A 15,094-nucleotide genomic window follows, 5' to 3' on the forward strand; every position below is an offset into this window, starting at 1 on the left:
AATATCATTGGCCAGCGGAAAATCACTGGCCGGCGACCCGGGCGGGGCCGCCCATGCGGATCGGAAACTCATAGATCGAGGTGGAAAGCGCCGGTACCGTCAGCGGCCCGCGCAAGGACGGGGCCGGCGCCTCGATGATGGTGACCTGTGGGGCGGCGCCCACCTTGTTCTGCGCGTCCAGGTCCGGCCCGCTCAGCCGCCAGACGCGGCCGGCACCGTCGGCCTTCGCCCCCTGGACCGCCAGCGACAGCGGTTGCGGCTGGAAAGTGGCGTTGACCACGGCGACCCGCAACGAGCGCCGGTCGGGGCTGAGGCCGGCGACGATGTCCAGCGGATGGGTCGGGCTGCCCGACTTCACCTGAGGGTGATCGTAGCCCACCGCAAACTTCGGGTCCGGGGGTGGCGCGTCACCCGTCACCGCGACGGGGATGACACCGGCGCCGAACCGCTCCCCATACAGTTTGAAGACCTGGCCCGTCGCGTTCAGCGTGGCCCCCGCCGGCGTCACGTCCAGGGTGGAAATGCCGAAGGTGAAGGCGCTCATGCGGATGAAGTCCGAATGGCGCAGCATCTCCTGCATCACCATGGAATAGGCCAGCGCCAGCTTCAGGGTGGGTTTGGTGCCGGCCCCGATGTAGGCGTACTCGTCGATGGACAGGAAAATGGGCTTCTGCGCCATCGCCGGGAAGCGCCGCTGGTAGATGGCCCATTCCTCCGCCTTCATGCGCACCTGGTTGGCGGGGGCGCGGGCGAACTCCATCAACTCGTCCGCCGGCGGGGCGTCGGGGCGCTTCTCCACCGTGTCATACCAATGCTCGCTCAGGCCGTCGAAGTCGCCCCAGGCCTTGGCCAGCAGCCCGCCGGTCCAATCATTCTCGGTCCCGAACTTGGCCTGAATGCTCTCCAGGCTGGCGTTCTCCTTGGCGTCACGCGGATGCATCTGGTCCGGCATGGCGCCGGAACCGATCAGGGTGATGGTCGGATCCACCGCCCGCATCGCGGCGGCGAACTCGCGGTGCTTGATCATGAAGTAGTCCAGCGAGGTGCGGCCGATCTGCCACCAGCCGTAAGGCTCGTTCCCGATGTTCCAGTAGCGTACGCCGTAGGGCTCGGGATGGCCGTTGGCGGCGCGCTTGGCACCCCATTCGCTGGTGGCCGGGCCGTTCAGGTACTCCACCTCCTCCGCCGCGGAATGGGCGTCGCCCAGGCCGGCGTTGACCGTCACATAGGGGTCCACCCCCAGCAGGCGGGTCAGCGCCATATACTCGTCCATGCCAAGGTCATTGGGCTGCATGGCGCTCCAGGCGTAGTCGTAGACGGGGGGCCGCCGGTCGCGCGGGCCCAGGGCCTGGTGCCAATCCCAGTTCGACAGGAAGTTCCCGCCCGGGAGGCGCCAGAAGCCGGAGTGCAGCGACTTCAGCACGGCGATGGTGTCGGCCCGCCAGCCGTCCACATTGTCCGCCGGCATGAGGGTGACGGTGCCGACGCGGAAGAAGCCCGTGCCGGCGCCTGTCACCTCGAACCGGGCGTCCGCCGTGTCGGCCCCCGGCTTGAAGGCGAAATCCAGGCTCTGCCACTCCGCCGTCAACGGCGGCAGGGTGACCGTCTGGCGGTCGCCCGCACCCGGCCCCCACGCCAGCGCCACCGTCAGCACCGTGCCCGGGGTTCCGTTGGCCACGATATGTCCGACATATTCGCGCCCCTGCGCCACGCCCAGCCCGCCCTGGCCGAAGCCATGCGGCGCGGCCGCGTCCACCGCCACGCGCACGCTCTGCGCACCGACATAGGGCTGGGCCCGGTCCATGGTCACCGCCGCCTCATCCCCGATGGGGCGCCATTTGCGATTGACCAGGGCCGGCTTGCCCTCCACCGACAGGGGCTGGGGCGGATCCTTCCCCTCGGCGACGACGGGGAAGTAGAATTTGCGGTCGTCCAGCAGCTCCGCCCACAGCGCGCGGTTCATGAGGCCGCCGATGGGTTCGATGAACATGCCGTAAGCGTAGGGCGTGACGGCGGCACTGGCGCGCGTGGCGTCGATCCGCGCGACGACGGGCCGCGCGACGACGGGGCGCGTGGTCACGGGTTCCGCCGCCGCGTACACGGCACCACCCAGCAAGACTGTCGAAAGCGCGAGTACCGCCCCCAGGCGGCTGTGCGTGGCTGCCATTATTCCCTCCCAGGTGGGCCCTTCCCTGACGGGTCGCCCGGTTTTTGCCCCCCGTCCGTGACGGCGGGAGGTGTGCGTGTCGCGCAATGTGAGCGCTAACATGATTTAATTGTCTGAGTATTTGATTTGGAGTCAAGATGTGTCAGGGTGGCGCCACAAAAAACGGGCCACGGAAAACGGCCACGAAAATCGGCCACGAAAATCGGGAGGAACGGGTGGCGGCGGATGATTGGCGAAGCGAGGACGGCCGGAGGGGCCGGGCGGCCCGGCGGCGACAGCGGGTGCGCACCTTGGCGGCCGGTCTGCTGGCGCTGAGCCTTTCATCCCGGCCGGGGCTGGCCCAATCCATGCCGACACCCCAACCCATGCCGACACCGGTGTCCATCACTGTGGACCTGGCCCATCCGGTGGGCCCGGCTCATCCCCTTTACGCCTGGTTCGGCTATGACGAAGCCAACTACACCACCATGCGGGACGGCCGGGCCCTGCTGACCGAGCTGCACGACCTGGCGCCGGTGCCGGTGCACATCCGCACCCACCACCTGCTGAGTTCCGGCGACGGCGTGGCGGCCCTGAAATGGAGTTCGACCAACGTCTATTCCGAGGACGCGGCCGGCAACCCCGTCTACGATTTCCACATCCTGGATGGGATTTTCGACGCCTACCGCGATGCCGGCGTGGTGCCCATGGTGGAGCTGGGCTTCACGCCCAAGGCCCTGGTCAGCGGCGCCGGACCCTATGAGGATGTCTACCCCGACGCCGCCATCGGCGGCACGGTGCACAGCCCACCCAAGGATTACACCAAGTGGCGGGCGCTGATCCGCACCGTGGTGGCCCACCTGGCGGATCGCTATGGCCGGCAGACCGTGGCCGGCTGGTATTTCGAGGTGTGGAACGAGCCGGACATTCCCTACTGGCACGGCACGCCCGCCCAGTATTTCCAACTATATGACACCACCGTCGCCGCGGTGCGGTCCGTGCTACCCCAGGCCAAGGTGGGCGGCCCCGCCACCACCGGGCCCGGCGGAGCCAGCGGCGCCCAGTTCCTGAAGGATTTCCTAGACCACGTCGCCGCCACGCGGGCGCCGCTGGACTTCATCTCCTTCCACGCCAAGGGACAGCCCACCATCCAGGACGGGCAGGTCACCATGGGCCTGGCGCAGGAACTGACGGACGTGGACAAGGGCTTCGCCCTGATCGCCGGCCACCCGGAATTCCGTTCCCTGCCCATCATCCTGTCAGAGGCCGACCCCGAGGGCTGCGCTGCCTGCTCCATGACCGTCAACCCCGCCAACGCCTATCGCAACGGCGCTCTCTATCCCGCCTATACTGCCGCCGCCTACAAGCGCCTGTTCGAGCTGGCCGACCGGCACGGCGTCAACCTGCTCGCCATGCTGAGCTGGTCGTTCGAGTTCGAGGGCCGGGCCTATTTCGAAGGTTTCCGCGACCTGTCGACCAATGGCGTCGACAAGCCCATCCTGAATTTCTTCCGGATGGCGGCGATGCTGCGCGGCACCCGCGTCGCCACCGCCGGCCCCCAGTCCCACACGGCGGCCGACATCATCGCCCACGGCGTGCGCGACGCGCCGGACATCGATGCCCTGGCCACCGCCGACGCGCGCGGCGCCGCCGTGATGGTGTGGAACTATCATGACGAAGCGAAGCCGGCCGGCGGTACGCCCGTGGCGCTGACTATCACTGGCCTGCCCAAAACGGCGGCGCGGGTACGGCTGAGCCACTACCGCATCGATGACCGCCACTCCAACGCCTACACCGCCTGGCAGGCCATGGGGTCGCCGCAGAACCCGACCCCGGCGCAACTGGCGGAGCTGAAGGGGCAGGCCGGGCTGCAGCTGATGGAATCGCCCCGCTGGCTGGCGCCCTCGGGCGGCACCGTCCCCCTCACCCTGGATATGCCGCGCCAGTCGGTCTCGCTGCTGGCGCTGGATTGGTAACGACGGCCCCGGCCGACCTCAAGACCCCGGTAAAAGAACAAGGAATGGGAAGGAAAGAATGCGTTATCGCCCCCTGACACGCGCGCTGCTGCTCGGCGCCGCCTTCTTCGCCGCCAGCACCCAGGTGCGCGCGGACCAGCCTACCTCTCCCGCCGTCGGCGAGGCATGGCAAAAGGCGCAAAGCCTGGTCGCCCGCATGACACTGGATGAGAAGCTGGGCCAGCTGGTCAACGTGGCGCCCGCCATCCCCCGGCTGGACATCCCCGCCTACAACTGGTGGACGGAATCGCTGCACGGCGCCATCGGCGCCGTCCCCACCACCAACTTCCCCGAGCCCATCGGCCTGGCCGCCACCTTCGACGCGCCCCTGGTGCACGACGTGGCCGGGACCGTCAGCGTGGAGGTGCGCGCCCTGCACACGCTGGGCCGCGCCACCGGCCACCTGGGCCGCATCGGCACCGGGCTGGACACCTGGTCGCCCAACATCAACATCTACCGCGACCCGCGCTGGGGCCGCGGCCAGGAGACCTATGGCGAGGACCCCTATCTGACGGCGCGCCTGGCGGTAGCCTTCGTCGGCGGCATGCAGGGGCCTAACCCCGACCTGCCGGACGTGGTGGCCACACCCAAGCATTTCGCCGTGCACAGCGGCCCGGAATCGACCCGCCATGCCGCCAACGTCTACGTTTCGCCGCACGACCTGGAGGATACCTACCTGCCCGCCTTCCGCGCCGCCATCGTGGAGGCGCGCGCCGGGTCCATCATGTGCGCCTACAACCGCATCGACGGGCAGCCGGCCTGCGCCAGCGACCTTCTGCTGAAGGACCATCTGCGCGGTGCGTGGCACTTCACCGGCTATGTCGTGTCGGACTGCGACGCCGTGAAGGACATCGCCGACAATCACAAGTACGCGCCCGACCAGGCCGCCGCGGTGGCCGCCGCCCTGAAGGCCGGGGTGGACAACGAGTGCAACGTCGCCACGCTGTTCGGCGGGGGCGGCGGGCTGGCGGCGCGCTACAAGGAGGCGTATACGCGCGGCCTGATCGGTGCGGCGGACATCGACCTGGCGCTGGTGCGCCTGTTCTCCGCCCGCTACCGCAACGGCGACCTGCCCGGCCTGGACCGTCCCAAGCAGGACGTGCCCGTCCAGGCCATCGGCACGGCGGAGCACCAGCAGCTGGCGCGCAAGGTGGCCGGTGAAAGCATGGTGCTGCTGAAGAATGACGGCGTGCTGCCGCTGAAGCCCGGCGTCAAGGTGGCGGTGATCGGCCCGCATGGCGATTCCACCCGCGTGCTGCGCGGCAACTATTCCTCCGCCCTGTCGGCCCCGCCCGTGTCGGTGCTGGACGGCTTGCGCCAGGTGATGCCGGGCGCCCGTATCACCCACGTCCCCTTCAACGAGACCGTCATGGACGGTGACCCGGTGCCCACGTCCGCCCTGGTGACGCCGGACGGCAAGCCGGGCGTGCGGGCGCAATATTTCAACGCCAGCGGTCCGGTGAAGGCCCCGGCGCCGGACGCGCCCTTCGGCTCCATGCCGCCGCTGGAGGTGACGTCCAAGCCCGTGCTGACGCGGGTCGAGGCTGGCGTGGGCGGCAGCGGCCATGACCAGAAGACGGTGGCAGAGAATTACCGCGTGGTCTGGACGGGCTTCCTGGTGCCGCCCGAATCCGGCACCTATCGCCTGGGCATGACCGGCTTCTCCGGCGGAGAGTTCGAGTTCGACGGCCGCCGCGTGGACCTGGGCACGCCGCTGTGGGGTGACCTGCCCAAACTGGAAACCGTGACCCTGGAAAAGGGCAAGCGCTATCCCATCCGCGTCGCCACCGACGTGCACACCATGGGCGGGGTGGAATTCCTGTGGAAGCGGGTGGCACCCGCCGCCGCCGCCCCCACCGCTGACGGCGACCTGGCCGCGGCCGTGGCCGACGCCGACGTCATCGTCGCCGCCGTGGGCCTGAGCGCCGACCTGGAGGGCGAGGAGATGAAGCGCCAGATCGAGGGCTTCGCCGGCGGCGACAAGACCTCCCTCGACCTGCCGTCGGAGCAGCGCCGCCTGTTGCAGGCGGCCAAGGCCACGGGCAAGCCGGTGGTGGTGGTCCTGCTGAACGGCAGCCCGCTGGACCTGTCCTGGGCCAAGGACAACGCCGCCGCCATCGTGGAGGCCTGGTACCCCGGCCAGGCGGGGGGCCTGGCTGTCGCCGACGTGCTGTCGGGCAAGACCAACCCGGCCGGCCGCTTGCCGTTGACCTTCTACCGCAGCGTGGCCGACCTGCCGCCCTTCGACGATTACGCCATGACGGGCCGCACCTATCGCTACTTCACCGGCCAGGCCGTCTACCCCTTCGGCTACGGCCTGTCCTACACCCGCTTCGACTACGGCCCCGTGACCATGGAGCCGACGCACGGCGGCGCCGAGAACGGCGTGCGCGTGACGGCCACGGTGACCAACACCGGCGATCGCGCGGGCGACGAGGTGGCGCAGCTGTACCTGAAGCCGCCCGCGTTCGAGGGGGCGCCCCGCCTGGCGCTGCGCGGCTTCCAGCGCCTGTCCCTGGCGCCGGGTGAAAGCCGCACGGTATCGTTCGAGCTGTCGCCCCGCGACCTCAGCTTCGTCACCCGCGACGGTGACCGCCAGGTCATGGCCGGCACCTACCAGGTCAGCGTCGGTTCCGGCCAGCCGGACAGCGGCGTGCCCGTCAAGCAGGGGCAGTTCGCCACCACGGCGGCGCTGTCCATCGAGCGGTAAGCCGAAGTCCGCGCGCGGCCCAGTCTACGCCTTTGCCAGGCTATGCCTTGAAAGACTGGGCCGTGTCGCGCAGCGCCTCGGTGATCAGCAGGCGCATGGCGTCGCGCGCCGCCTCGGCATCGCGGGCGGCGACGGCGTTCAGGACGTAGCGGTGCAGGGGGATGGGGTCGCGCAGCACCACCCCCTCGCGCAGCTTGTGGATGGTGCTCCACCGCACCGCCGCCCCGATGCTGACGGCCAGCGACCCGATGAGCGGATTGCCGCTGGCCTCCAGCAGGGTGTCGTGGAAGTCGGCGTCGGCGGCCTGCCCCGCCTCCGCCGCCAGGGTGTGGCGATCCATGATGTCCAGCGCCGCCGTCATGCGGGCCAGCTGTTCCTCGGTGCGCCGCTCCGCCGCCAGGGCGGCGATGCCCGGTTCCACGATCATGCGCAGTTCGAACAGGCTGTAGATGAAGTCCTTGCTGGGTTCGGCCGCGAAATGCCAGGCCAGGACGTCGGGATCCAGCAGGTTCCAGCGCGACCGGGCGCAGACCTGGGTGCCGCTTTTGGGCCGGCTCTCCACCAGCCCCTTGGCCGCCAGGATGCGCAACGCCTCGCGATAGGCGGAGCGGGAGACCTTCAGCCGCTCGGCGTTAACGATCTCATTCTCCAGGACATCGCCCGGCTGGTAACGGCCGGTGACGATGTCGGTGCCCAGCTTTCGGGCCAGGGAGCCGTGCAGCCGACCCATCGGGGAACCCCGGCCCAGACGGGTAAGCCCGGCGATCAATTCATCCATACGACAATCCGCCGGCGCTGACATCCATAGGTGGCCCGTCCCGGGGCCGCCGCCCCACCGTTGTAACATTCCGGGCGGCAACGGCACCAGCTATCGGCCGCACCCCCTCAGCGGGGATCGTAACCCGGCTTCTTATAAAGGGTCGTGGGCTTGTCCACGATGTCGGGCTTGTAGACCGTCTCCACCCAGTCGGCGGGATCGATGTCTTCGATGGTGATGGAAACCGATGCCTCGCTGCTGCCCATATGGGTCATGAGCGTGCGGGTCAGTTCCTCGGCCAGCTTAGTCTTCTGCGCTTCGCTGCGGCCGGCGTACATCTTCACGATGATGTGGGGCATAGGTGAGGCGGCTCCGTACAGGTCGAGGGTGCATCAGCTGGTCGGCCCATATCGGGCCGCCGAACAAGCGGGTAATAGGCCGGCCACTTTAGCAGAGGCCGGGCGCGTTCAGAGCCCTCGGTCACGCATGGTCTTACACCAGCGGCACGAGATTCTGACTCGTGCCGCTGTAGGGCGCGACTGCGTCCGCCGGGGCGAGCACCGCCCAGTTAGTGTAACCGCGGGCCTGTGGCAGCGCTTCGCGGCAACCGGCCCCTTTTCCCCTTCTGGTTGCTGCACCTGCGAAAAACGCCGGAGTCCCTATGCCGCGCCGCCGTTGTTCACCACACGTCATTGGCTGAGACCGTTCTCATCGCCCCGTCGCCACCGGGAATGTTGGTACAAATGACACACTCCGCCTCTCAAAATCGCAATGTTCAGATTTTTGTCGCCCCTACCCGCACCCTGTGGTAGCGTTACCATTGCATAGGGTTGAGGGCTTTCCACGACAGTGGTGGCTTAGAATTACTCTAGCGAACGGGAGGATGAACGCTGGCCGGCAAATCATGCCGCTTGGCCGCCAGCGATAAGCTGCACACGGGATTTTGCATATAAATATGATAGCGCTAACAGCTGCTGTTGGCGTTTCCGTATTTCTGTGTCCCGTGCCCGGTATCACAAACAAAATCAGCGCCTTTAAAACTAGGGAGGGAAAATATGGTGAGTTTCCAAAGAAAAAAGGGAGTGTCCAAGTCACCGACGGCGAATTTCCGTACGGCCGTTCTGGCCGGTGTTTCGCTGGTCACCATCGCAGGTCTGGCAACGCCGGCATTCGCGCAAACGACTCAGCCCAACCCGGACAAGGGCGGCACCAATTCCGATACGATGGAAGATATCATCGTCACCGGCATTATCGGATCTCTGCAACGTAACCTTGATATCAAGCGCGAGGCGGATGGCATCGTCGACGCCATTTCGGCCGAGGACATCGGTAAGTTCCCCGATTCCAACGTCGCAGCCTCGATGCAGCGCATTCCCGGCGTGTCCATCAGCCGCGGCACCAGCAGCATGGGCGGCGTGCCCACCTCCACCGGTGACGCCACCGCCATCACCGTCCGCGGCTTTGGCCCCAGCTTCAACGAAACATTGTTCGACGGCCGCGTGTCCGCCTCGGCCGCCAGTTCCGGCCGCGGCTTCGACTTCAGCTCCGTCAGCTCCGACTTCATCGGGCAGATCGACGTCCTGAAGTCGCCGGACGCATCGCTGTCGGCCGGCGCCATCGGCGCCACCGTCAACATCAAGTTCCCCAAGCCGCTGGAACATTCGGGATTCCGGGCCGCCGGCTCGGTTTCCGGCTCCTACGCCTCCGACGCGGATGGGGCCTCCCCCAACGGCGCCATCCTGGTCAGCGACACCTTCGCCCACGACACCTTCGGCATCCTGCTGGCCGCCGGCTTCAACGAGACCCAGACCCTGGGCAACCATGTGAACAGCCAGGGCTGGATCGGCACCACCAGCGACAAGTTCGGCAGCCTGGCATCCGGCACGCCGTCCGGCGTTCCGGCCTGGTTCATCCAGGACTACGGCCTGTACCAGGAACACAGCGACACCATCCGCAAGTCCGGCCGCCTGGCCCTGCAGTGGCAGCCGTCCGACCAGATCGAAATCACGCTGAACGACGACTTCCAGCGTGAGGACGCCCACCAGAACCAGTACGGCTACAGCATCTGGTTCAACTCGGGTGCCCTGCAGAACGTGAAGCTGAACAGCAACGGGTCGGTGGTCGATTTCGTCCAGCCCAACACGCCGACCGACTTCCAGGCCCAGTACAACAGCCAGGTGCTGGAAAACAACCTGTACGGCCTGAACATCAAGTGGACGCCGACCAACAACTGGAAGATCACGGTCGACGCCGCCCGCTCGGAATCCTGGCAAAACCCCGACGGCCAGCTGACCAGCCTGGACGCCGACGTGGGCTACGGTTCCTGCGCCAGCGGCACCTGCATCAACACCAACAATGTGGGCATCACCGGCGTCGCGGCCGGTGCCCTGCCCTACCCCACTGTCTACGGGCCGAACGGCGACACGTCGCACTTCACCAACGGCTTCATCGGGTCGCACGTCTTCCCGATGAGTTCGACCCGCAACTACAACGTCATCGATCAGGGCAAGGCCGAGGCTGAATGGAAGAGTGGCGACACCACCATTCGCTTCGGCATGCAGTACATCGATAACAAGGAAGATCTGGCCAGCTACGACAGCTTCACCAACAGCGATTGGCAGGCGTACAGCGGCTATGGTCCGGCGTCGGGCTCGCCCACGGGCGTGGCGTTGCCGCAGGACTGGTTCACCAAGACCTTCAGCACGTCCAACTTCATCCCGGGCTTCGCCAACAACGGCAACCTGCCGCCGCAGATCCTAATGGCCAATCCGGGCCAGATCTTGAACTACCTGCAGGGCCTGGGCAATCCGCAGACCAAGAACATCCCGGGCTTCAACTACGGCTGCTGCACCCCGCCCTTCGACGGCACCTATCGCCTGATCCTGTCCCCGGGCTCCAAGCGCAATATCGAGGAAGAGACCTACGCGCCTTATATCTCGACCACGTTCAAGACCCAGGTGGCCAATATGCCGCTGAAGGTCAACCTGGGCGTTCGCGAGGAAATCACCCACGTCATCTCCTCTGGCCTGGGCCAGACGCCGACCGCCTTCACCGTGACGCCGGGCGACAAGACCGCGTTCACGGTGGCCTACGGTCCGGTCAGCACGGTCGAGGGCACCAACAATTACCAGTACATGCTGCCCAACCTGGACTTGACCTTGGGCGTCACGGACGACTTGCAGGTGCGCTTCAACGCGTCGCGCACCCTGACCCGTCCGCCGCTGAACAACATGACCCCGGTCTACAGCATCACCACGCAGCGCGTCGGCACGGTGTCGGCCTCGGGTGGCAACCCCAACCTGATGCCCTACCTGTCCGATAACCTGGATATCGGTGCCGAGTACTACTATCAGCGCAACTCCTACGTCGCCCTCGATGGTTTCATGAAGAGCGTCAGCAACTTCGTGATCGGCGGCACATCGCAGAAGACCTTCGCCGGCGTCATCGACCCGACCACCGGCAAGGACATGCAGTACAGCTACAGCACCTACGTCAACGGACCGACGGCCGAGGTTTACGGCCTGGAAATGTCCATCCAGCATGTGTTCGATGACACCGGCTTCGGCTTCCAGGCGAACGCCACCGTCGTCGGCACCAACAAGCCCTACGATCCGCTGAACCTGGCGGTTAGCAACTTCGCCGTCACGGGCCTCGCCAACTCCGCCAACTTCGTCGGCTTCTACGACAAGTACGGGTTCCAGGCGCGTATCGCCGTCAACTGGCGCGATGAGTACCTGGACCACTTCGGCCAGGCGCAGGGCGGTTCCATCTACGGGTCCGAACCGACCTTCGTCGATCCGGCCTGGGAAGTGGACTTCAGCACCAGCTACGACATCAATGAGTATGTGAGCGTCTACTTCGAAGCCTTGAACCTGACCAATGAGACCTATTCGACTCATGGCCGGTACCAGGAACAGTTGCTGGATGCCGTCGCCTACGGGCAGCGGTACACCATCGGCGCGCACTTCAAGTACTAAGGTTTGTTTGTGAGCGTACCTTCCTCCTAAACTCCTGGGGGCCGCCGTGGCACGTGGCGGCCCCCTTTTTCCCTCTGAAGGAGCGGGAGAAAGGCCTTAAACTGGACCGATACCGGATGCCGCACGTCCCCGCCAGGGAGGGGGGCCGGCGTCTCCGAAAACCAGGATGCCTTCATGGATCGTCCCATCCAGCATATCGTCATCGTCGGCGGCGGTACCGCCGGCTGGCTGACCGCGGGCGTCATCGCCGCCCGGCACAAGGCGCGCATGGCCTCGGGCTTCAAGGTCACCTTGGTGGAATCCCCCAACGTCGCCATCATCGGCGTGGGCGAGGGCACCTGGCCCACCATGCGCACCACGCTGGAAAAGATGGGCGTCTCGGAGACGGAGTTCTTCCGCCATTGCGACACCGCCTTCAAGCAGGGCGGCAAGTTCGTGGGCTGGACCACCGGCGCCCCCGATGATGCCTATTACCACCCGCTGATGCTGCCGCACGGCTGGTCCCAGGTGAACCTGGTGCCCCATTGGCTGCAGGACGCGCGCGGCCGCACCTTTTCCGCCGCCGTCTGCCCGCAGGAGGCCATCTGCGAGGAAGGCCTGGCGCCCAAGACCATCGCCACCCCCGAATACCGGGGCCTGGCCAACTATGCCTATCACCTGGACGCCGGCAAGTTCGCCAGCTTCATGCAGAAGCACTGCACGCAAAAGCTGGGCGTCCACCATGTCCTGGCCGACGTCACCCAAGTGAAGCAGGATGAAAGCGGCGACATCGCCAGCCTGGTGACCGAGCAGGCGGGTGAGATCACGGGCGACATGTTCGTGGACTGCACCGGTTTTCGCGCCCTGCTCATCGAAAAAACCTTGGGCGTGGGCTTCAAGGACTGCCGCGACGTGCTGTTCTGCGACACGGCGCTGGCCATCCAGGTTCCGCACGAGAGCGAAGACGCCCCCATGGCGTCGCAGACCATCGCCACCGCGCAATCGTCCGGCTGGATCTGGGATATCGCCCTGCCCACCCGGCGCGGCCTGGGCTACGTCTATTCCAGCGACCATATCGATGAGGAGGCGGCGCGGGTCGAGCTGGCGCGCTACGCCGGCACCCAGGCCGAGGCGCGCAAGATTCCCATCCGTTCCGGCCATCGCGAGATGTTCTGGAAAAACAACTGCGTGGCCGTGGGCCTGGCGGCGGGCTTCCTGGAGCCGCTGGAAGCCTCCGCCATCATGCTGATCGAGCTGTCGGCCAAGATCATCGCCGACCAGCTGCCGGCCCGCCGCAGCGTCATGGATGTGGTCGCCCGCCGCTTCAACGAAGTGACGCACTACCGCTGGGGCCGCATCATCGATTTCCTGAAGCTGCACTATGTCCTGACCCAGCGGACGGACACGGCGTTCTGGCGCGACAACGTCGATCCCGCCTCGACACCGGAACGGCTGCAGGATCTGCTGCGCCTGTGGAAATACCGCGCGCCCTGGTTCCTGGATGAGTTCGACCGGCTGGAGGAAGTGTTCCCCGCCGCCAGCTACCAGTATGTGCTGTATGGCATGGGCTTCCGCACCGAGGTGGACCCCGCCGAAAACAGTGCCGACGCCCTCCTGGCCAGCCGCATCATGGCAGAGAACGCGGCCATGGCCCAGAAGATGAGGGCGAACCTGCCCAAGAACCGCGACCTGGTGCGCAAGATCCGCGACCACGGCATGCAATCGATCTGAGCCCGGATGGGACCCATGACCAACATCGCCATCGTCAACGCCCAAGCCCACCGCGACCTGCAGGTGAAGGCCAAGGCCAGCCCCGCCTTCGACGCCAAGCATTTCGTCGCCGTCATCGTGGCCGAGTTCCCCCTGCTGGCCGTGCAGTGCCCCATCCTGCTGTCCAAGGACGCGGAAACCGGCGCCTTCGTCTGTGGCGCCGTGCTGGGCTTCGCCCAGAATGAAAACCTGTTCCTGACGCCGGACGGCTGGCAGGGCTACCGCCCGCTGACCCTGCAGCGCGGCCCCTTCTACACGGTGGGGGAGGATCTGGCCATCGACCTGGACGACGCCCGGGTGGGCACCGATGTCGGCGAGCCGCTGTTCTCGCCGAACGGGGAGATGACCCCCTATCTGCGGGGCATCATCAACGCCATGCAGGAATTGCGTCCGGGGCTGGAGCGTACCAAGCGTTTCATCGAAACGCTGATGAACCTGAAGCTGATCGAGCCCATCGATATCAGCCTCAGCTTCGACGACGGCAGCCGGCATGAGCTGGCCAACCTGTACACCATCGACCGCGAGGCCCTGCGCGCCCTGCCGGATGCCGCGGTGCTCGACCTGTTCCGCCGCGGCTACATGCAGCTGATCTACCTGATGATCGCGTCGCTGAAGCACGTACCCCTGATGGCGGAGCGCAAGAACAAGCAGCTGAGCACCGGCCCGGCCCCGGCCTGGGGCTGACGGCGGCGCCCCCATGACGACCGAAGTCGCCGAACGCGACGGCCGCACCCTCACCTCGCCGGGGCAGTTCCTGGGCGAGGTGGTGATGGCGGGCCGCCCCCTGATCCTGCGCGGCCTGGTGGCGCACTGGCCGGTGGTGGCGAAGGTCACGCCCGCCGCCCTGCGCGACTATCTCGGCGGCTTCGGACCCGGCGCCGCCATGGAGACCTTCGTCGGCCCACCGGAGATCCGGGGCCGGTATTTCTATGGCGCGGACCTCAAGGGCAACAATTTCGAGCGCCGCACCCTGCGCCTGGGTGAGGCGCTGGACCAGATGGTGCGGGCCCTGGATGACCCCGCCTCCCCCACCCTCTATGCCGGGTCGCTGACCTTGGACGAGCATCTGCCGGGCTTCGCGGCGGAGAACCCCATGCCCCTGCTGCCACCCGGCGTGGCGGGGCGCATCTGGCTGGGCCACGCCTCCACCGTCGCCACCCATTACGACGCGTTCGAGAACCTGGCCTGCGTGGTGGCCGGCAAACGGCGCTTCACCCTGTACCCACCGGCGGCCGTGGGCGACCTTTATGTCGGCCCCATCGACAACACCCTGTCGGGCCAGCCCATCAGCCTGGCCGCGTCCGATCCTGACAACCCCGCCTATCCACGCTTCCACGCCATCCGCGATCAGGCGCTGGTGGCGGATCTCGAGCCCGGCGACGCCCTGTTTCTACCCAAGCTGTGGTGGCACCAGGTGGAGGCGACCGCCCCGTTCAACGGCCTGGTCAACTACTGGTGGGACGCCTTCGCCACCGGCCCGGACGCCCCCTTCACCAGCCTGCTTCTGGCCATGATCACGATGGCGGAGCGGCCGGAGGCGGAGCGGCAGGCCTGGCGCGCCTTCTTCGACCATTACGTCTTCCGCCTGCAGGGCCATCCCCTGGCCCACCTGCCGGCGGAGCAGCACGGCGTGCTGGGTCCCCTGAAGGCAGGCAATTACGGCCGCATCCGCGCGCGGGTGATGCAGCTGCTGCGCGGGGGATAGCCCTTATTCGCCTCGGTCGCCGGACGGTCCCCGCC

9 protein-coding genes are annotated in these 15,094 nt (G+C 66.9%); 6 read left to right on the forward strand and 3 right to left on the reverse strand.

Annotation, left to right across the window (positions count from 1 at the left end):
- Positions 1-22: 22 nt before the first annotated feature.
- Positions 23-2,167: an alpha-L-arabinofuranosidase C-terminal domain-containing protein gene (locus Y958_RS30385; RefSeq protein ID WP_244909717.1), complete on the reverse strand. Its 2,145-nt coding sequence runs from the start codon at positions 2,165-2,167 to the stop codon at positions 23-25.
- A 281-nt stretch (positions 2,168-2,448) separates the two neighbouring features.
- Between Y958_RS30385 and Y958_RS30390 the strand changes: the two genes are divergently transcribed.
- Complete coding sequence (locus Y958_RS30390) at positions 2,449-4,122, forward strand: GH39 family glycosyl hydrolase (protein ID WP_088875627.1); 1,674 nt, start codon at positions 2,449-2,451, stop codon at positions 4,120-4,122.
- Between the two features lie 58 nt (positions 4,123-4,180).
- A complete protein-coding gene (locus tag Y958_RS30395) occupies positions 4,181-6,871 on the forward strand; it encodes a glycoside hydrolase family 3 C-terminal domain-containing protein (protein WP_088875628.1) in 2,691 nt (896 codons plus the stop codon).
- A 40-nt stretch (positions 6,872-6,911) separates the two neighbouring features.
- Here the strand turns inward: Y958_RS30395 and Y958_RS30400 are convergent, their stop codons facing one another.
- Positions 6,912-7,649: a FadR/GntR family transcriptional regulator gene (locus Y958_RS30400; protein ID WP_088875629.1), complete on the reverse strand. Its 738-nt coding sequence runs from the start codon at positions 7,647-7,649 to the stop codon at positions 6,912-6,914.
- A gap of 107 nt (positions 7,650-7,756) precedes the next feature.
- Entirely contained in the window at positions 7,757-7,987 is a 231-nt protein-coding gene (locus tag Y958_RS30405; protein ID WP_088875630.1) for a tautomerase family protein, read from the reverse strand.
- 723 nt (positions 7,988-8,710) lie between these two features.
- Between Y958_RS30405 and Y958_RS30410 the strand changes: the two genes are divergently transcribed.
- From Y958_RS30410 to Y958_RS30425, 4 genes are all read left to right on the forward strand, one after another.
- Positions 8,711-11,605: a TonB-dependent receptor gene (locus Y958_RS30410; RefSeq protein WP_211098819.1), complete on the forward strand. Its 2,895-nt coding sequence runs from the start codon at positions 8,711-8,713 to the stop codon at positions 11,603-11,605.
- A gap of 174 nt (positions 11,606-11,779) precedes the next feature.
- Entirely contained in the window at positions 11,780-13,315 is a 1,536-nt protein-coding gene (locus tag Y958_RS30415) for a tryptophan halogenase family protein (protein WP_088875632.1), read from the forward strand.
- Between the two features lie 15 nt (positions 13,316-13,330).
- Positions 13,331-14,038 carry a SapC family protein gene (locus Y958_RS30420; RefSeq protein ID WP_186291640.1) on the forward strand — a complete coding sequence of 236 codons (708 nt, stop codon included), beginning with the start codon at positions 13,331-13,333 and terminating at the stop codon, positions 14,036-14,038.
- Between the two features lie 13 nt (positions 14,039-14,051).
- Positions 14,052-15,059, forward strand: coding sequence for a cupin-like domain-containing protein (locus tag Y958_RS30425; protein WP_088875634.1), 1,008 nt, complete (start codon positions 14,052-14,054; stop codon positions 15,057-15,059).
- The last annotated feature ends 35 nt before the right edge of the window (positions 15,060-15,094 follow it).

Source organism: Nitrospirillum viridazoti CBAmc (assembly GCF_000730165.1).
GTDB classification, from domain to species: domain Bacteria; phylum Pseudomonadota; class Alphaproteobacteria; order Azospirillales; family Azospirillaceae; genus Nitrospirillum; species Nitrospirillum viridazoti.